Genomic DNA, 18092 nt, shown 5'->3' on the forward strand with positions numbered 1-18092 from the left:
CAAACACCAGTGCGCAAGAACAGATTCACGGCTTGGCCAGCGTGTGCCAGTAGACGGCACAACCAGCCGGCATATTGGCACCCTGGCAGTGCTCCTTGCGCAGCACCGGCGGCTGGTTGAAGACATAGCCCTGGTTGACCATGCAGGCAAACTGTTCGCCAATCGCCTGCTGGCCGATGGCAAAGCGGTCGACATAGCCACAGGTTTGCAGCGCCTGCTCGACCTGGGCACGGCTGGCACCGGGCTTGCTCCAGGTGTCGGCAGCCTGGGGTGGATGCCCCTGGCCGGCGGTACCGGCACAGCCGGCCAACAGGACGGCCGTCAGGGCCAGGGTAGCGGCTGGGGCGATGGGAAATCGGGCCATGGTGTGCTCCTGTGGAGTGGGACGAATCTGTCAGTAACCGGGCTTGGCACCGGCACGGCGGCGTGCAAACAGGCCGGCAGCGCCAGCACCCTGCTTCGCAAAGCGCTCGCGCCGCGCCACCTTGGGATCGACCTGCAGCGGACGGCTGAGCTCGATGCGATCCTGCGCACGCAGCACTTGCCCCGGCGTGGCCTTGCGGCCCCAGATGCTGGCGACCAGGCTGTCGTCCTGTGCCTGCAGCCAGGCCTGCACTGCCGGCTGTTGCGCCAGGGCGCTGTCCTGCACTGCCTGCAGCAGGGTGGTGCCTGCGGCCACTTGCAGCGCTTCCGAGTGCACACTGCGTGGCGCTGGCGACCAGGCCAGCTCGACCGGGATCAGGGTGGAATCAGCCATAGACCTTGCGGGCCCGCTGGATGAAGGCATCGACAAAGCTGCCGGCGATCTTGTCGAACACCGGGCCGACCAGGGCTGCCAGGGCGCGGCTGGAGAAGCCGTATTCCATGTCGAAGTGGACACGGCAGGCGCGCTGGCTGCCATCGCCAACCTTGTCGAAGCGCCAGGTGCCCTTGAGCTGCGAGAACGGTCCGCGCACCAGATCGAGCGTGATCTGTTCGTCCGGGATGTGGTGGTTGCGCGTGACAAAACTCTGCTTGAAACCGGCCAGCGCGATGCCGACTTCGGCCACCATGCCATCAGGGGTGCGCTCAAGGACGCGGCCAAAATCGCACCAGGGCATGAATTCCGGGTATTTTTCGACGTCGGACACCAGGGCGAACATTTCGGCCGGGCTGTACCAGATGAGGACGGATTTGTGTACGTTTTTCATGGATTGCAGTTTTCGACCATTGTAAGCATGGCGGAACTTGGCTCAAGGTCGTATGATCTGATACTTTTGACTGGCGCGCATGCGCCCTGCCCGTTTCCCCATCATTGCACATGGCCACCAAGACCAAGAAAGCCCTCCCTGCCCGTATCGCCGAGAACAAGAAAGCCGCGTACAACTACTTCTTTGAAGACAAGTACGAGGCGGGCATGGTGCTGCAAGGCTGGGAAGTGAAGGCGCTGCGCGAAGGCAAGGTGCAGCTGACCGATGGCTATGTGCTGGTGCGTGACGGCGAGCTGTTCCTGCTGGGTTGCCAGATCAACCCGCTCAAGACCGCGTCCACGCACGTCAGCGCCGATGCCGCCCGCATCAAGAAGCTGCTGCTGCACAAGGACGAGATCCGCCGCCTGATCGGCAAGGTGGAGCAGAAAGGCTATACGCTGGTACCACTCAACCTGCACTGGAAGAATGGCCGCGTGAAGTGCGAGATTGCACTGGCCAAGGGCAAGGCCGAGCACGACAAGCGCGACACCATCAAGGAACGCGAAGGCAAGCGCGAGGTGGAACGCGCCATGAAAACCCGCCATCGCTGACCATCACGCGCCAGCTGCCAACCAGCTACAACAACAAGGCCAGGATGTTTGTCATCCTGGCCTGGCATTTTGGCGCAAACTGCCATCGGCCCATCTTCCCGGATGGACCCCGGATACGCCTTACTCCGTGATCTGCGGCAACGCCTCCAGCGCACGCGCCAGTTCGGTTTCGTCGCAGACATCATCCTTCAGCTCACCCGCCAGATAGCGCGTGTAGGCGGCCATGTCAAAGTGGCCGTGGCCGCTCAGGCAGAACAGGATGGTTTCGGACTTGCCTTCGCGCTTGCAGCGCAGTGCTTCCTCGATGGCACCCTTGATCGCGTGGGTAGATTCCGGTGCCGGCACGATGCCTTCATGGCGCGCAAACAGCACGCCGGCAGCAAAACAGTCACCCTGGCCATAGGCCACGGCTTCCATCAGACCCAGCTCCTTCACGTGGCTGACCAGCGGTGCCATGCCGTGGTAGCGCAGCCCGCCGGCGTGGAAACCCGGCGGCGTGAAGCTGCTGCCCAGCGTGTGCATCTTGGTGATGGGCGTCATCTGCGCCGTGTCGCCATAGTCGTAGGCATACTTGCCGCGCGTCAGCGACGGGCAGGCGCTCGGCTCCACACCGACGATGCGCGGCATCGGGCGCTCGCCGCGCAGGCCGCTGCCCAGGAACGGAAAGGCGATACCGGCAAAGTTGCTGCCGCCGCCCGTGCAGCTCAGCACCACATCCGGCCAGGCATCGGCCATTTCCATCTGCTGCATCGCTTCCAGACCGATCACGCTCTGGTGCAGCAGCACGTGGTTGAGCACCGATCCCAGCGTGTACTTGGTGTCCTCATGCTGCGCAGCGATTTCCACCGCCTCGCTGATCGCAATGCCCAGGCTGCCCGGATGATCCGGGCGCTCGGCCAGCACCTGGCGCCCGTACGCGGTCTGCATGCTTGGCGAGGCGATACAGCGCGCGCCATAGGTTTCCATCACGGCACGGCGATACGGCTTCTGGTCGTAGCTGACACGTACCTGGTACACCTCGACGTCCAGATCGAACAGCGATCCGGCATAGGCCAGCGACGTGCCCCATTGCCCGGCACCGGTTTCAGTCGTGACGCGTCGCACACCGGCCTGCTTGTTGTAGAAAGCCTGCGGAATCGCCGAGTTGGGCTTGTGGCTGCCGGCCGGGCTGACGCCCTCGTACTTGTAGAAGATTTTGGCCGGCGTACCCAGCGCCTTTTCCAGCGCGCGGGCGCGGAACAGCGGTGCCGGGCGCCACTGGCGCAGCACGTCACGTACCGGCTCGGGGATTTCCACCTCGCGCTCGGTCGTCATTTCCTGTTCGATCAGCGCCATCGGGAACAGCGGTTCCAGATCTGCAGCCTGCACCGGCTGTTTCGTGCCGGGATGCAGCACCGGCGGCAGCGGCTGCGGCAGGTCGGCCTGGATGTTGTACCAGTGGCGCGGCATCTGCTCTTCGTCGAGCAGGTATTTGAGTTGCTTGCTCATGGAGCTACCCCACTCTTATTTCAGGAACGCCAGCGGGTGCATGGAGACCGGCCAGGGGCTCTCGTAGAACGCATCCACCATCTCGTCGGTCACGTCCTCGATGCGCGGCGGGTTCCACTGCGGGTTGTTGTCCTTGTCGATCACCAGCGCGCGCACGCCTTCGATGATTTCGCTGGAAACCATCTTGCGGCCCATGTGCTGCGGGAAGAAGCAGTGGCGCACCAGGTCACGTTCCATGCGCAGGTCTTCGGCCACCGTCATGTGGCGGCCACGACGGATCTGCTCGAACACCACGTGCAGCAGCAGCGGCGAGCGTTTGCGCAGCGCGGCGGCGCACTTCTGTGCCCACTCGCTACCGGTATCGGCTTCCAGCTTCTGCACGATCGCCTTGAAGCTGTCGGCACCAAAATACTTCTCGGCTTCGGCACGCGCGGCGGCAAAGGCTTCGGTTTCGGCCGGGGTGGCATCCATCTGCTGCTGGAGCCAGCTGCGCACGGCATCGCCGCTGGCAAACGCCTGCTCGCCCAGCGCCTGCCAGACATCGGCCTGGCGGCTGCTGTTCAGGAAATGGTCGCCCAGATCAATGGCGATACCGTCTGCGCCCAGGATATGGTCGCCGGCCAGCGCCAGCCATTCGCCGGTATGGCCCGGGCAACGGCTCAGGAAATAGCCACCGCCCACATCGGGGAACAGGCCGATCAGGGTTTCCGGCATGGCCATGCGGGTGCGCTCGGTCAGGATGCGGTCGGTCGCACCCTGGCTGATGCCCATGCCGCCCCCCATGACGATACCGTCCATGAAGGCGATGTAGGGCTTGCCCAGGAAGTGCGTCAGGTGATTGAGCGCGTACTCTTCGGTAAAGAAATCCTCGATCTCGGGGTTGCCGTGCTCGGCCTGGTCGTGGAAGAAGCGGATATCGCCACCGGCACAGAAAGCACCAAACACGCCCTCCTTGTTGCTGCCGCGGATCGCCACCGCCTGGATCGCCGGGTCAGCCTGCCAGGCCTGCAGGATCTCGTACAGGCTGCGCACCATGGCCAGGCTCAGCGCGTTCAGCGCCTTGGAGCGGTTCAGGGTAATAAAGCCGACGTTGCCGCGGACCTCGCTCAGGACATCGGGCGTGGCCCACTTCCAGTTTGCACTCATGCTGATTGTCTCCATCCTAGAAATTCATTGATTGCCAGCGCCAGCAGCACTACGCTACCACCGATGACCACATTGGGGCCCGGGACTTCTCCAGCACCCCACCAAGTCAGAAGTATGCCAAAAATAATCTCCAGCAAGGCCAGCAGCGACAGCTCGGGCGCACTCAATACGCGTGAAGCGATCACCGCCAGCGCACACGGAATCGCCAGCTGGAACAGTCCGAGCGCCGCCAGCCAGCCCATATCGAGCCAGGAGGCCTGGAATGGCCAGGCAAACGGCAGGCAGACCAGCGCCGACAGAAAACCGCCAATCGCCAGCGCCGGCACCATGTCTCGCGCCTGGATCGGCGGGGGCGCCAGCTCCAGCGCCGGATTCTGGAATTGCGCCACGCTATCGCCCGGCAACTCTGCGCTGACGGCCTCGGTGCGCTCGCTGATCGCCACCGCATGGGCGCGCTGCGACTGCTCCAGACGCAAGGCGGCGAGCCGCTTGCGTTCGCGGTGCATCAGCGTCCATTGCGCACAGCTGCACACCGGCACCAACAGCGCAATCAGCGAGCCGATCAGCTTGCGGTCGTAGCCCAGCGTCAGGTGGGCGGCATAGATGTAGACAATGCCGGCGGCAGCCACCAGTACCGTGATGCGGGTACGGCGAGGCAGTTGCTCTTTCAGGATGAAGTGGCTGACCAGGGCAGTAAACACCGGCCCGAGCGCCGACAGCACCAGCACATTGGCCACCGTGGTAAAGCTCAGCGCCATCATGAAGGCGGTGAACATGCCGGCCCAGCACAGGCCGGACAACCACAGCATCGGCTCATCCCAGGGAATGCGACGCAGGCTGCCAGGGCCGCGTGTCAGCCGCAGGATCAGCAGAATGCAGCCCGCTGCCAGCAGGCTGCGCCAGAACGTCACCTCGACCCCGCTGGCATCCGTGATCTGGCGCGTCATGACACCGGCCGTGGCCCACAGCAGGGTCACCAGCAGCATGACGACAACGGCCCAGCCGTGGCTGAGCCGTGGTCGCAGGACGGCACGCAACAACATGCCGGTTTACCGCATCAGGCGGTTTCGCGGCTGGCGCGCTTACGCTCGTGTTCCTTCAGGTGGCGCTTGCGCAGGCGGATGCTCTTGGGCGTGATCTCGACCAGCTCGTCGTCCTCGATGAACTCCACGCCGTATTCCAGCGTCAGGTCGATCGGCGGCGTGATCTTGATCGCGTCTTCCTTGCCGGAAACGCGGAAGTTGGTCAGCTGCTTGGTACGCGTGGCATTCACCACCAGGTCATTGTCGCGGCTGTGGATGCCGACGATCATGCCTTCGTACACCGGATCGCCGGCGCGCACGAACATGCGGCCACGGTCGTCCAGCTTGCCCAGCGCATAGGTGAAGATTTCGCCATCGTCCATGGAAATCAGCACGCCGTTCTTGCGGCCACCGATTTCGCCCTTGTAGGGCTCGTAACCGTCAAAGATGTTGCTGATCAGGCCGGAACCACGCGTCAGGTTCAGGAATTCGTTGGTGAAACCGATCAGGCCACGCGCCGGAATGCGGTACTCCAGGCGCACGCGGCCACGGCCGTCCGGCTCCATGTTGACCAGTTCGCCCTTGCGCTCGCCCAGCGCCTGCATCACGCCGCCCTGGTGGCCTTCCTCGATATCGGCCGTGACCAGTTCGATCGGCTCGCACTTCTCGCCGTCGATGTCCTGGAACACCACGCGCGGCTTGGACACGGCCAGCTCATAGCCTTCGCGACGCATGTTTTCCAGCAGGATGGTCAGGTGCAGTTCACCACGACCGGAGACTTCGAACACGCCGTCTTCGCCGGTTTCCTTGACGCGCAGCGCCATGTTGCTCTGCAGTTCCTTCTGCAAGCGATCCCAGATCTGGCGGCTGGTGACGAACTTGCCTTCGCGGCCGGCCAGCGGGCTGGTGTTGACACAGAAGTTCATGGTCAGCGTCGGCTCGTCCACCTTCAGCATCTCGACCGGAGCCGGGTTGTCGGGATCGGTCAGCGTCACGCCAATGCCGATGTCCTCGATACCGTTGACCAGCACGATGTCGCCGGGGCCGGCTTCCTTGACCTGCACGCGGTCCAGGCCCTGGAAAGTCAGCACCTGGTTCACGCGACCCTTGTACTGCTTGCCATCCGGGCCTTCCATCACCAGCACATCCTGCGCCGGGCTCAGGCGACCCGAATTGATACGGCCTACGCCGATACGACCGACGAAGGTGGAATAGTCGATGGCCGAGATCTGCAGCTGCAGCGGTGCCTCCGGATCGCCCTCGTGCGGCTGCACATGGCTCAGGATGGTATCGAACAGGGGCGACATGTCGCTGCCCCACTGCTCACCCGGCAAACCCTCTTCCAGCGAAGACCAGCCATTGATGCCGGAGGCATACACCACCGGAAAGTCCAGCTGCTCGTCGGTCGCACCCAGCTTGTCGAACAGGTCGAAGGCGGCGTTGATCACCTTGTCCGGATCGGCACCCGGCTTGTCCACCTTGTTCACCACCACGATCGGGCGCAGGCCCAGGGCCAGCGCCTTCTTGGTCACGAAACGGGTTTGCGGCATCGGGCCTTCCTGGGCATCGATCAGCAGCACCACGCCGTCCACCATGGACAGGGCGCGCTCGACTTCGCCGCCGAAGTCCGCGTGGCCAGGGGTATCCACGACGTTGATGTGGGTGCCCTTCCAGCTCACGGCACAGTTCTTGGCCAGGATGGTGATGCCACGCTCGCGTTCGATGGCGTTGTTGTCCATCACGGAGTCGACCACTTTCTCGTGCTCGGCAAAGGTACCGGAGTGACGCAGCAGCTGGTCCACCATGGTGGTCTTGCCGTGGTCAACGTGGGCGATGATGGCGATATTGCGGATTTGTTGGCTCATGGGATTGCAATAGGTTGGTAAATCGTCGGTAAGGGGTCAGCTGGCGGCATCGCTTGCCTGTGCCAGCATCTGCTGGATGTCCAGCGGGCTCAGCAGCCGCACCGGAATAAGGTGGCCGGCCTGCACATGGGCCGTGCCGAGCAACACCCGGTCGGGCGGCTTGAACGGCGCCGGACAGTCCGGAGCCGGGCCGTAGACCGCCACCAGCGGCATGTCGGGCCAGGAGCCGCGGCGGCGCAGGCCGGTCAGGAAGCGTGCTGCATCTTCTGCGCCCAGCATGACAGGGCTGTGACCCTGCAGCAGGATGTCGACCGGCTGCAGCAGTTGCAGCCGCTGTTCCGGCGGCATCGCCTCCAGCGCTTCCAGCGTGACGCAATGCGTCAGGTCGAACACGCCGGTCTGCACCCGGCGCAGCCCGATCAGGTGCGCACCACAGCCGAGCGCCTGGCCGATGTCCTCGGCCAGCGTGCGGATGTAGCTGCCCTTGCTGACGCTGGCGTGGATGCGGATCACGCTGCCGGCCGGATGCTGCTGCAGGATCTCGTCCGGCACCGGCAGCCGTTCCAGCCGCGACACCGTGATGCGGCGCACCGGACGCTCGACCGTGATGCCGGCACGCGCGTATTCGTACAGCGGCTTGCCGTCCTTCTTCAGGGCGGAATACATCGGGGGCATCTGGTCCTGCTCGCCCAGAAAGCGCTGCAGCACGGCAGCAAGCGCCGCATCGTCGGTCTGCACCGCACACTCGTCCAGCAGCTCGCCTTCGGCATCGCCGGTGGTCGTGGTCTGGCCCAGACGCAGCGTGGCCACATAGGCCTTGTCGGCATCCAGATGCAGCTGGCTGAACTTGGTGGCAGCGCCAAAGCACAGCGGCAGTACACCGGTCGCCAGCGGATCCAGCGTGCCGGTATGGCCGGCCTTTTCGGCACGCAGCAGCCACTTGACCTTTTGCAAGGCCTGGTTGCTGGAGAGTCCGATGGGTTTGTCGAGCAGCACCACCCCGTGGACAGGGCGACGCTGCACCCTGGTCCGTGGAGCAGCCGTCATCTCAATCCTCGTTCTTGGATCGCGAAGACACGGCCTTGGCGATCAGCGCATTCATGTCCGCCGCACGTTCCTGGGTGCGGTCGTAGATGAAATGCAGCGTCGGCACGGTATGAATGTGCAGGCGCTTGAACAGGCCGTTGCGCAGGTGGCCGGCAGCGTGGTTCAGGGCTTCCTGCGTCTGCTCCGGATCACCGGTGAGCACGCTGAAATAGACCTTGGCGTGGGCATAGTCGGGCGTGACTTCCACGCCCTGCAGGGTCACCATGCCGACACGCGGGTCCTTCAGCTCGCGCTGGATCAGCTCGGCCAGATCACGCTGGATCTGGTCGGCCACCTTGTAGCTGCGGTTGGTAGGAGCTTTCTTCTGTGCCATGCGGGATTACAGCGTACGAGCCACTTCCTTGACTTCGAAGAATTCGAGCTGGTCGCCTTCCTTGATGTCGTTGTAGTTCTTGAGCTTGATACCGCACTCGAAGCCTTCCTTGACTTCGCGCACATCGTCCTTCATGCGCTTGAGCGATTCCAGTTCGCCGGAATAGATCACCACGTTGTCGCGCAGCAGGCGGAAGTTGGCATTGCGCGTGACATGGCCGGAAGTGACCATACAGCCGGCCACGGTACCGATCTTGGATGCCACGAACACGGTGCGGATCTCGGCATGGCCGATGATCTCTTCCTTCTTGTCCGGCGTCAGCATGCCGCTCATGGCCGCCTTCACGTCATCCACGGCATCGTAAATGATGTTGTAGTAGTGGATATCGATACCGTTGCCTTCGGCTGCCTTGCGCGCCTGGGCATCGGCACGCACGTTGAAGCCCATGACCACGGCGTTGGAGGCAATCGCCAGGTTGATGTCGGATTCGCTGATGCCACCAACACCGGCATACACCACCTGCACCTTGACTTCGTCGGTAGACAGCTTGAGCAGCGATGCCGCCAGTGCTTCCTGCGAGCCCTGCACGTCGGCCTTGATGATGATGGGCAGGTGCTTGACCTCGCCCGCCTCCATGTTGGCGAACATGTTTTCCAGCTTGGCCGCCTGTTGCTTGGCCAGCTTGGTATCGCGCATCTTGCCGGAGCGGTAGTTGGCGATTTCACGGGCACGACGCTCGTCGGCCAGCACCATGAATTCGTCACCGGCCTGCGGCACTTCGGTCAGACCCTGGATTTCCACCGGGATGGACGGGCCGGCCGACTTGGTCGGCTTGCCGTTTTCGTCGACCATGGCACGCACGCGGCCCCAGGTCTGGCCCGCCAGCACCACATCGCCGGCCTTGATGGTACCGGACTGCACCAGCACGGTGGCCACCGGGCCGCGGCCCTTGTCCAGCTGGGCCTCGATCACCAGGCCCTTGGCCATGGCATCCACCGGAGCCTTCAGCTCCAGCACTTCGGCCTGCAGCAGCACGTGCTCCAGCAGGTCGTCGATGCCCATGCCGGTCTTGCTGGAGACGGCCACGAACGGCGAATCACCACCGAATTCTTCCGGGACCACCTCTTCCGCAACCAGCTCGCCCTTGACGCGATCGATATTGGCTTCGGGCTTGTCGGCCTTGGTCAAGGCCACCACGATCGGGACACCTGCGGCCTTGGCGTGCTTGATCGCCTCGCGCGTCTGCGGCATGACGCCGTCATCGGAGGCACAGACCAGGATCACGATATCGGTCGCCTGGGCACCACGGGCACGCATGGCGGTAAACGCCTCGTGGCCGGGGGTGTCCAGGAAAGTGACGATGCCGCGCTCGGTTTCCACATGGTAGGCACCAATGTGCTGTGTGATGCCGCCGGCCTCGCCCACCGCGACCTTGGCGCGACGGATGTAGTCCAGCAGCGAGGTCTTGCCGTGGTCGACGTGACCCATCACGGTCACCACCGGAGCGCGCGGCAGCAGTTCTGCGGTTTGTGCTTCCACCTCTTCCACGGTGAAGGCTTCCGGATCGTCCAGCGCGGCCTGTACTGCCACGTGGCCCATTTCCTCCACCAGAATCATGGCGGTGTCCTGGTCCAGCGACTGGTTGATGGTGACCATCTGGCCCAGCTTCATCAGCGCCTTGATCACTTCGGAGGCCTTGATCGCCATCTTGTGGGCCAGCTCGGACACCGTGATGGTTTCGGGCACATGGATCTCGAGCTGCTTGAACTCGGCCGGTGCCTGCGGCTGACGATCTTCCTGGTGGCCACGGCGATCGCCGCGACGGCCACGCGGGCCGGAACGCCAGTTGTTGCCACCACGGCTGTTGGCCGTGGTGTCACCGCGCGTCTTGATCTCGCCGCGCTTCTTGTTCTCGCCATCGCCGGCCCAGCTGGAGGACAGCTTGGCCGACTTGACTTCCTTGGTGCCGGCCGGCTTGTCGGCGCTGGCCGTTGCCGCCGGCTTGGCGGCCTTGTCGGCACCTGCCGGCTTGTGCAGCGTTCCCTTGGTCGGCTTGGGTTCTTCCGGCTTCTTGGCCGTCAGCACCTTGGCCGGCGCACTCATCATCGCGCGGATGGCCTCGGCCTCGGCCAGGGCCTTGCGGCGGCGCTCTTCCAGGTCACGGGCACGCGCAGCCTCTTCGTCAGCCTGCGCCTTGCGGGCAGCTTCGGCATCGGCCTTGGCTTTCACCTTGGCCGCCTCGGCGTCGGCACGGGCACGCTCTTCCGCCTGGGCAGCTTCTTCCTGCTCGCGTTCGCGCTGGGCCGCAGCATCACGCGCAGCCGCTGCACGCTCGACGCTCTCGGCGCGGGCCTGCTGGATGGCAGCCACTTCGGCTTCGGCACGGGCACGCGCTTCGGCGCGGGCCTTTTCCGGATCCTGGGCCGCTTCGGCAGCCTGCTCGGCTGCAGCACGTTCGGCGGCAGCGCGGGCTTCGGCTTCCTGACGGGCGCGTTCCTCGGCTTCGCGGCGGGCGCGCTCTTCGGCTTCGCGCTGACGCGCTTCCTCTTCCTCGCGCTGGCGACGCTTCTCAGCCAGTTCTTCTTCCTGGCGACGGATCAACTCGGCCTGTTGCAGCGCCTCTTCCTCGCGGCGACGCAGCTCCAGCTCTTCGGCAGAAGGCTCGGTGGAAGTCACGATTTCGATGTCTTCACGCTTGATCAGGGTGCGCTTCTTGCGCACCTCGACCGGGATGGTACGGGCCTTGCCAGTGGCATCAGCCTGCTTGATCTCGCTGGTGGAGCGGCGCGTCAGCACGATCTTCTTGCGCTCGCCACCAGTGCCGCCACGCAGGTAATCCAGCAGCATGCGCTTGTCGGCTTCGGTCAGGGAATCGCTGGCGCTGGTCTTGGTCACGCCAGCGCTGTTGAGCTGGGACAACAGGGCCTCGGGGCTCTTGTTGAGTTCGGCAGCAAAATCTGCAACGGTGGTATTTGTCATTGTGTTCGTCCCCCTTTCCTTAGCCCTGGTCCTCGTCGAACCAGTGTTCACGGGCCTTCATGATCAGCGCGGTAGCAGCTTCCTCATCCAGTCCGGCGATTTCCACGAGCTCATCGGTGGCCAGGTCGGCCAGCTCGTCGCGCGTATGCACATTGCCTGTGGCCAGCCTGGCCAGCAGTTCCGGCGTCATGCCTTCCAGGTCACGCAGGTCCAGCGCGCTGTCCTGCACGCTTTCTTCCTGGGCGATGGCCATGGTCAGCAGCGCATCCTTGGCGCGGGCACGCAGCTCGTTGACGGTGTCTTCGTCGAAGGCCTCGATTTCCAGCATTTCCTGCAGCGGCACATAAGCCACTTCTTCCAGGCTGGTAAAGCCTTCCTCGATCAGGATGTCGGCGATTTCCTCGTCCACATCCAGCTTGCTCATGAACAGCGCGCGCATTTCCTGCTGCTCGCTGGCCTGCTTTTCGGCCGACTCGGCGGCGTCCATGATGTTGATTTTCCAGCCGGTCAGGTCGGATGCCAGACGCACGTTCTGGCCGCCACGACCAATCGCCACCGCCAGGTTTTCCTCGTCCACCACCACGTCCATGGCGTGCTTTTCCTCATCGACCACGATGGACTGCACGTTGGCCGGGGCCAGTGCGCCAATGACGAACTGGGCCGGATCCTCGCTCCACAGCACGATGTCGACGCGCTCGCCGGCCAGCTCGTTGGTGACGGCGGTCACGCGGCTGCCGCGCACGCCCACGCAGGTACCGATGGGATCGATGCGCTGGTCATGCGCCACCACGGCAATCTTGGCGCGGCTGCCGGGATCACGGGCGCAGGACTTGATTTCCAGCAGACCCTGTTCGATCTCGGGTACTTCCTGACGGAACAGCTCGATCATGAAGGCCGGCGCGGAACGCGACAGCATGATGGGCGCACCGCGCTGGGTGGTGTCCACTTCCATGATCATGGCGCGCAGGCGGTCACCGGCGCGGAAGTTTTCCTTGGGAATGGTTTCGTTGCGGCGCAGACGGCCTTCGACGCGGCCGCTTTCGACAATCAGGTCACCCTTGTCCATGCGCTTGACGGTGCCGCTGAAGATTTTCTCGCCACGGTCCAGGAAATCACGCAGCAGCATGTCGCGCTCGGCGTCACGGATGCGCTGCAGCACCACCTGCTTGGCAGTCATGGCGCCGATGCGACCGATCGGCAGCGATTCGACCTGCTCCTCGATGAAGTCGCCTTCGATGACGTCCGGCACGCGATCCTGCGCGTCCATCAGCAGTTCTTCGGCATCGGGGTTCTGCAGGCCGGCCTCGTTGGGCACCACCAGCCAGCGGCGGAAAGTGTCGTATTCGCCGGTTTCACGGTCGATGGCCACGCGGATGTCCACCTCGCCCTCGTACAGCTTGCGGGTGGCCTGGGCCAGCGCCATCTCGATGGCGCCGAAAACGACATCGCGGTCAACGTTCTTTTCGCGGGCAATGGCCTCGACCAGCATCAGCAGTTCGCGATTCATGGTGTGGTTCTCCGTTTTTTGTTCGATAGGGTTGGGAGCCTGTATCAGGACTCGGAATCAGGGGTGGCAGCATCGGGGGTGGCGCGACGGCGGCCCTTGAAGTCGACCACCGGAGCCAGTCGGGCCTCGCGGATCTCGTCCAGGGTGAAGCCCAGCGCCTGCAGCGGAGCCGGCGCACGCTTCTTGCTCACACGCACGCCGGGCTTGGGCGGCGGCGCATCGCTCCAGACGACCTGCCAGCCGGCATCGGTTTTTTCAAGCGTGCCACGGAACTTCTTGCGGCTGGCGGCAATGCCGGCGCCGTTCTCGCCAATCGGCTCCAGCAGGGTGATGTCCACTTCTTCGCCGAGGAAGCGCTCGAAATCGAGTGCATGGCGCAGCAGGCGGTCGATGCCGGGGGAGGAAACTTCCAGGCGGTGGTAATCGACCGCCTCGACCTCGAACACGTATTGCAGCTGGCGCGAAACGCGCTCGCAATCCTCGATCGTGACGAACTGATCGGGCAGTTCGGCATGCTCGGGCAGCCATGGCAGGTCGATGGTAATGCGCAACACGCCCCCGGCGACACGCTCGATTTCCACGAGGTCCAGCCCCAAGCCCTGTACGGTTTGTTCCACCAATTCCTGCAATGCCACGCGTATATCCTGATCCCTGTGATTAATTGAATGCTGCAAGCCGTTGATTACAAAAGAAAATTCAAGCAGCCTGCAAGTCTTTCCACCAGCTTGGGCAAAAAAAATGGGCGGTTGAAAACCGACCCACATTGCTTTTATGCTCGATGGTGATAAGCGTGTATTATAGACGATCCGCCTGCACGGGACAAGCCCTGCAGCGATAAAATGATGCACAAGGCCTGTCGCAGCCGCGCACGGGCATCCACAATAGCAAAAAAGGACACATCCATGGGTTTTCTGACCGGCAAGAAGCTGCTGATTACCGGCCTCCTCTCCAACCGCTCCATTGCCTACGGCATCGCCAAGGCCTGTCATGAGCAGGGTGCCGAACTGGCATTCAGCTACGTGGGCGAGCGTTTCAAGGACCGCATCACCGAGTTTGCCGCCGAGTTTGGCAGCAATCTGGTGTTCGAGTGCGATGTCGGCAGCGACGAATCCGTGGCCCGCCTGTTCTCCGACCTGAGCCAGACCTGGCCCAAGTTCGACGGTTTCGTGCACAGCATCGGCTTTGCACCGCGCGAGGCCATTGCCGGCAAATTCCTGGACGGCATGACACGCGATAACTTCCAGACCGCCCTGGACATCAGCGCCTACAGCTTCCCGGCCATGACCAAGGCGGCCCTGCCCTACCTGAATGACAAGTCTTCGGTGCTGACCCTGACCTATCTGGGCGCAGTGCGCACCATCCCCAACTACAACACCATGGGCGTGGCCAAGGCCGCCCTGGAGGCTTCCGTGCGCTACATGGCCGAATCGCTCGGCCGCATGGATGACGGCCGCTGCATCCGTGTCAACGGCGTCAGCGCCGGCCCGGTGAAGACACTGGCTGCCAGCGGCATCAAGGACTTCGGCAAGCTGCTGGCCTACATGGCTGCCAACGCCCCGCTGCGCCGCAACGTGACGATCGAGGAAGTCGGCAACGTCTGCGCCTTCCTGCTGTCCGACCTGGCCTCCGGTGTCACCGCCGAGATCAGCTATGTGGACTGCGGCTTCAGCCAGACCGCCGGCCTGGGTTCCGATTACGACAAGGCCTGATCGCTGCAGCCGCTGCTTGCGCAAAAGCGCCCTGACTGTCTGGTCAGGGCGCTTTTTTGATGGGCTGGCGAAAACGGGTGCCATGGTGGCACCCGGCCGCACTCAGAAGTTGCTGGAGAACGGCGAGTGGTGCTGCGTCTGGATCATGTCGTCCATGGTCAGCGGCGGCGTGGCCTGGCTCGGCTCCCCGTCGGCCACGCAGTCGGCGTAGAAGTGGCGTTCGCCGTTGGCGTCCACCTGCTCGACCAGGCCGTGGATATCGGTCTCGAAGCCGGGGCACTTGCGGGCAAATTCACGCGCAAACTTCAGGTAGTCGACGATCTTGCGGTTGAACACCTCACCCGGGATCAGCAGCGGGATGCCGGGCGGGTACGGCGTCAACAGGCCCACCGTGACACGACCTTCCAGCTGGTCGATCGCGACACGCTCGGTGCGACGGCGCGCGATGTGCGCGTAGGCATCGGCCGGTGTCATGGCCGGCGCCAGCTCGGACAGATACATCTCGGTCGTCAGGCGGGCGATGTCGTATTCGGCGTAGAGCGTGTGCACATGCTGGCACAGGTCACGCAGGCCCATGCGCTCGTAGCGGCGATGCGACTGGCAGAACTCCGGCATCACGCGCCACATCGGCTGGTTCTTGTCGTAATCGTCCTTGAACTGCTGCAGCTCGGTCAGCATGGTGTTCCAGCGGCCCTTGGTAATGCCGATGGTGAACATGATGAAGAAGCTGTACAGGCCGGTCTTCTCGACCACCACGCCATGCTCGGCCAGGTACTTGGTGACGATGCTGGCCGGAATGCCGGTTTCGTCAAAGGTGCCGTCCATGCGCAGGCCGGGTGTGACGATGGTGGCCTTGATCGGGTCCAGCATGTTGAAGCCGTCGGCCAGGTCGCCAAAACCGTGCCAGGACTGGTCGCCCGGCTCGCCGCTGCGGATGATCCAGTCATCGGCGCGGCCCATGCCCTCGTCGGCAAAGCTTTCCGGACCCCAGACCTGGAACCACCAGTCGTTGCCAAATTCCTGCTCCACCTTGCGCATGGCACGGCGGAAGTCCAGCGCCTCGGCGATGCTTTCCTCGACCAGGGCGGTGCCGCCCGGCGGCTCCATCATGGCCGCAGCCACGTCACAGCTGGCAATAATGCTGTACTGCGGGCTGGTGGAGGTATGCATCAGGTAGGCTTCGTTGAACAGGTAGCTGTCCAGCTTGCGCTCCTGGCTGTCCTGCACCAGCACATGGCTGGCCTGGCTGATGCCGGCCAGCAGCTTGTGGATCGACTGGGTGGAGTACACCATGGTCCTGGCCGGACGGCCACGCTTGCGGCCCATGGCGTGGAAGGTGCCATAGAACGGATGGAAGGCCGCATGCGGCAGCCAGGCTTCGTCGAAGTGCAGGTTGTCCACGTAGCCGTCTACCATCTGCTTGATGGTTTCGGTGTTGTAGAGCACGCCGTCGTAGGTGGACTGCGTCAGCGTCAGGATGCGCGGCTTGACCGTGTCCGGGTCCACGCCCTTGAGCAGCGGGTTGGCGGCAATCTTGGCGCGAATCGCCTCGGGGCTGAATTCCTCCTGCGGAATCGGGCCGATGATGCCGAAGTTGTTGCGCGTCGGCTTCAGAAACACCGGAATCGCGCCCGTCATGATGATGGCGTGCAGGTTGGACTTGTGGCAGTTGCGGTCTACCACCACCACATCACCTGCAGCCACGGTGTGGTGCCAGACGATCTTGTTGCTGGTACTGGTACCGTTGGTGACAAAGAAACAGTGGTCGGCATTGAAAATGCGCGCGGCATTGCGCTCGGATTCGCCGATGGCGCCGTTGTGGTCCAGCAGCTGACCCAGTTCCTCGACCGCGTTGCAGACGTCGGCGCGCAGCATGTTCTCGCCATAGAACTGGTGGTACATCTGGCCGATGGGCGATTTCAGGAAGGCCACGCCGCCGGAGTGGCCGGGGCAGTGCCAGGAGTAGGAACCATCTTCGGCATAGTCCAGCAGCGCCTTGAAGAACGGCGGCTGGATATATTCCAGATAGGCCTTGGCCTCGCGGATGATGTGGCGCGCCACGAATTCGGGCGTGTCCTCGAACATGTGGATGAAGCCGTGCAACTCGCGCAGGATGTCGTTGGGCAGGTGGCGGCTGGTCTTGGTTTCGCCGTAGACGTAGATCGGCACGTCCTCGTTCTTGCGGCGCACCTCCTCGATGAAGTTGCGCAGGTTCTCGACCGCCAGGCTGACATCGCTCTCGTCGCTGACTTCAGCGAATTCCTCGTCATCGATCGACAGGATGAAGGCACTGGCGCGGCTCTGCTGCTGGGCAAACTGGGTCAGGTCGCCATAGCTGGTCACACCAACCACCTCGAAGCCCTCGCTTTCGATGGCCTCGGCCAGGGCACGGATACCCAGGCCGGAAATGTTCTCGGCGCGGTAGTCTTCATCGATGATGACGATCGGGAAGCGGAATTTCACGGGGGAGTTCTCCTTGGCATGGCAAAACAGGCCGCAAGAACGGCCTGTATCGAATAACCGCCATCATAGTGGCTGCACAGCGAAACAGGTGCAGAAAAATGTCAAAACCCGCCAGGCTGCCGTACTGATGCTGCAGTGCGACAACGTTGCGGGAACCTGTGGCTGCACCGATGATCCAACAAGGTCGTCACAACCATATGACAATAGGGCATGCCCCTGCAGCCCGCAGGTGCACTGCTGCAACCGGAGGACGCAACACGATGGAAACCTCAACCCTGTGGTGGATTGCCGCCGTCCTGCTGCTGGGCGCGGAGCTGCTGAGCGGTACCTTCTTCCTGCTGATGATGGCGCTGGCCGCCGTGGTAGGCGCGCTGATGGCGCATCTGGGACTGGGGCTGCCGGCCCAGCTGGTGGTGGCCGCCCTGTCCGGTACCTTGCTGACCGTCGGCTGGTACCTGCTGCGCAAGCGGCGCAAACAGGCGGCCGATCCCGATCGCAGTGCCACGCGCAACAAGCTGGATATCGGCAGCACCGTCATGGTCGAGGCCTGGCTGCCGGACGGCACGACCCAGGTACAGTACCGTGGTGCACGCTGGCAGGCGGTGGCGGCCAACCCGCAGCAGCCGACAGTGACCGGCCGCCATACCGTCACCGATATCCGCGGCAGCCAGCTGGTACTCAGCCCGGAAGCCTGATCGTCATACGCCCGGGCT

Annotated in this window: 16 protein-coding genes; 3 read left to right on the forward strand and 13 right to left on the reverse strand. The window is 63.6% G+C overall.

The window, feature by feature from the left end; translation table 11 throughout:
* Positions 1–25: 25 nt before the first annotated feature.
* The 3 genes from C513_RS0100090 to C513_RS0100100 are packed head-to-tail and all read right to left on the reverse strand — an operon-like array spanning position 26 to position 1190.
* Positions 26–364, reverse strand: coding sequence for a hypothetical protein (locus C513_RS0100090; RefSeq protein WP_018713991.1), 339 nt, complete (start codon positions 362–364; stop codon positions 26–28).
* 30 nt (positions 365–394) lie between these two features.
* Positions 395–757, reverse strand: a complete 363-nt coding sequence (locus tag C513_RS0100095) for an RnfH family protein (RefSeq protein ID WP_018713992.1) — start codon at positions 755–757, stop codon at positions 395–397.
* On the reverse strand, positions 750–1190 hold the full coding sequence (locus tag C513_RS0100100; protein WP_018713993.1) for a type II toxin-antitoxin system RatA family toxin: 441 nt from the start codon (positions 1188–1190) through the stop codon (positions 750–752). The genes C513_RS0100095 and C513_RS0100100 overlap by 8 nt, the downstream gene beginning before the upstream one ends.
* A 110-nt stretch (positions 1191–1300) precedes the next feature.
* On the opposite strand from C513_RS0100100, the gene smpB reads away from it, so the two are divergent.
* Positions 1301–1780 carry an SsrA-binding protein SmpB gene (smpB, locus tag C513_RS0100105; RefSeq protein WP_018713994.1) on the forward strand — a complete coding sequence of 160 codons (480 nt, stop codon included), beginning with the start codon at positions 1301–1303 and terminating at the stop codon, positions 1778–1780.
* A gap of 120 nt (positions 1781–1900) precedes the next feature.
* On the opposite strand, the gene C513_RS0100110 is transcribed toward smpB, so the two are convergent.
* Genes C513_RS0100110 through rimP form a run of 9 tightly spaced genes read right to left on the reverse strand, consistent with a single transcriptional unit; the run spans position 1901 to position 13842 of the window.
* Positions 1901–3268 (reverse strand): TrpB-like pyridoxal phosphate-dependent enzyme, encoded by a 1368-nt coding sequence (locus C513_RS0100110; protein ID WP_018713995.1) that lies wholly within the window; start codon positions 3266–3268, stop codon positions 1901–1903.
* 15 nt (positions 3269–3283) lie between these two features.
* A complete protein-coding gene (locus C513_RS0100115; protein ID WP_018713996.1) occupies positions 3284–4414 on the reverse strand; it encodes an enoyl-CoA hydratase/isomerase family protein in 1131 nt (376 codons plus the stop codon).
* Positions 4411–5457: a DMT family transporter gene (locus tag C513_RS0100120; RefSeq protein WP_033394731.1), complete on the reverse strand. Its 1047-nt coding sequence runs from the start codon at positions 5455–5457 to the stop codon at positions 4411–4413. Before C513_RS0100120 ends, C513_RS0100115 begins: the two co-directional genes overlap by 4 nt.
* A gap of 14 nt (positions 5458–5471) precedes the next feature.
* Positions 5472–7301 carry a translational GTPase TypA gene (gene typA, locus C513_RS0100125; RefSeq protein ID WP_018713998.1) on the reverse strand — a complete coding sequence of 610 codons (1830 nt, stop codon included), beginning with the start codon at positions 7299–7301 and terminating at the stop codon, positions 5472–5474.
* 36 nt (positions 7302–7337) lie between these two features.
* Complete coding sequence (gene truB / locus C513_RS0100130; protein WP_033394732.1) at positions 7338–8348, reverse strand: tRNA pseudouridine(55) synthase TruB; 1011 nt, start codon at positions 8346–8348, stop codon at positions 7338–7340.
* Position 8349: 1 nt separating this feature from the next.
* The gene (gene rbfA / locus C513_RS0100135; RefSeq protein WP_018714000.1) at positions 8350–8721 is read right to left on the reverse strand and encodes a 30S ribosome-binding factor RbfA; all 372 of its coding nucleotides are present in this window, start codon (positions 8719–8721) and stop codon (positions 8350–8352) included.
* A 6-nt stretch (positions 8722–8727) separates the two neighbouring features.
* Positions 8728–11700 (reverse strand): translation initiation factor IF-2, encoded by a 2973-nt coding sequence (gene infB, locus C513_RS0100140; protein WP_018714001.1) that lies wholly within the window; start codon positions 11698–11700, stop codon positions 8728–8730.
* Between the two features lie 19 nt (positions 11701–11719).
* Positions 11720–13207 (reverse strand): transcription termination factor NusA, encoded by a 1488-nt coding sequence (gene nusA / locus C513_RS0100145; protein WP_018714002.1) that lies wholly within the window; start codon positions 13205–13207, stop codon positions 11720–11722.
* A gap of 44 nt (positions 13208–13251) precedes the next feature.
* Complete coding sequence (gene rimP, locus C513_RS0100150) at positions 13252–13842, reverse strand: ribosome maturation factor RimP (protein WP_018714003.1); 591 nt, start codon at positions 13840–13842, stop codon at positions 13252–13254.
* 267 nt (positions 13843–14109) lie between these two features.
* Between rimP and fabI the strand changes: the two genes are divergently transcribed.
* On the forward strand, positions 14110–14916 hold the full coding sequence (fabI, locus tag C513_RS0100155; RefSeq protein ID WP_018714004.1) for an enoyl-ACP reductase FabI: 807 nt from the start codon (positions 14110–14112) through the stop codon (positions 14914–14916).
* A gap of 102 nt (positions 14917–15018) precedes the next feature.
* Here the strand turns inward: fabI and C513_RS0100160 are convergent, their stop codons facing one another.
* Entirely contained in the window at positions 15019–17379 is a 2361-nt protein-coding gene (locus tag C513_RS0100160; RefSeq protein WP_018714005.1) for an arginine/lysine/ornithine decarboxylase, read from the reverse strand.
* Between the two features lie 260 nt (positions 17380–17639).
* Here C513_RS0100160 and C513_RS0100165 point away from each other — a divergent pair, with 260 nt between their 5' ends.
* A complete protein-coding gene (locus tag C513_RS0100165) occupies positions 17640–18074 on the forward strand; it encodes an NfeD family protein (RefSeq protein WP_018714006.1) in 435 nt (144 codons plus the stop codon).
* Positions 18075–18092 lie beyond the last annotated feature (18 nt).

The sequence above is a fragment of the Allobrachymonas chironomi DSM 19884 genome (assembly GCF_000374625.1).
Classification (GTDB): domain Bacteria; phylum Pseudomonadota; class Gammaproteobacteria; order Burkholderiales; family Burkholderiaceae_C; genus Brachymonas; species Brachymonas chironomi.

What these genes read in the sequence shown, in the direction of transcription:
- nusA (WP_018714002.1), bottom strand. Translation starts at nt 13,207, where the DNA reads ATGAATCGCGAACTGCTGATGCTGGTCGAGGCCATTGCCCGCGAAAAG.
- typA (WP_018713998.1), bottom strand. Translation starts at nt 7,301, where the DNA reads ATGAGCCAACAAATCCGCAATATCGCCATCATCGCCCACGTTGACCAC.
- C513_RS0100165 (WP_018714006.1), top strand. Translation starts at nt 17,640, where the DNA reads ATGGAAACCTCAACCCTGTGGTGGATTGCCGCCGTCCTGCTGCTGGGC.
- C513_RS0100095 (WP_018713992.1), bottom strand. Translation starts at nt 757, where the DNA reads ATGGCTGATTCCACCCTGATCCCGGTCGAGCTGGCCTGGTCGCCAGCG.
- infB (WP_018714001.1), bottom strand. Translation starts at nt 11,700, where the DNA reads ATGACAAATACCACCGTTGCAGATTTTGCTGCCGAACTCAACAAGAGC.
- smpB (WP_018713994.1), top strand. Translation starts at nt 1,301, where the DNA reads ATGGCCACCAAGACCAAGAAAGCCCTCCCTGCCCGTATCGCCGAGAAC.
- C513_RS0100120 (WP_033394731.1), bottom strand. Translation starts at nt 5,457, where the DNA reads ATGTTGTTGCGTGCCGTCCTGCGACCACGGCTCAGCCACGGCTGGGCC.
- C513_RS0100110 (WP_018713995.1), bottom strand. Translation starts at nt 3,268, where the DNA reads ATGAGCAAGCAACTCAAATACCTGCTCGACGAAGAGCAGATGCCGCGC.
- C513_RS0100090 (WP_018713991.1), bottom strand. Translation starts at nt 364, where the DNA reads ATGGCCCGATTTCCCATCGCCCCAGCCGCTACCCTGGCCCTGACGGCC.
- truB (WP_033394732.1), bottom strand. Translation starts at nt 8,348, where the DNA reads ATGACGGCTGCTCCACGGACCAGGGTGCAGCGTCGCCCTGTCCACGGG.
- fabI (WP_018714004.1), top strand. Translation starts at nt 14,110, where the DNA reads ATGGGTTTTCTGACCGGCAAGAAGCTGCTGATTACCGGCCTCCTCTCC.
- C513_RS0100115 (WP_018713996.1), bottom strand. Translation starts at nt 4,414, where the DNA reads ATGAGTGCAAACTGGAAGTGGGCCACGCCCGATGTCCTGAGCGAGGTC.
- rbfA (WP_018714000.1), bottom strand. Translation starts at nt 8,721, where the DNA reads ATGGCACAGAAGAAAGCTCCTACCAACCGCAGCTACAAGGTGGCCGAC.
- C513_RS0100100 (WP_018713993.1), bottom strand. Translation starts at nt 1,190, where the DNA reads ATGAAAAACGTACACAAATCCGTCCTCATCTGGTACAGCCCGGCCGAA.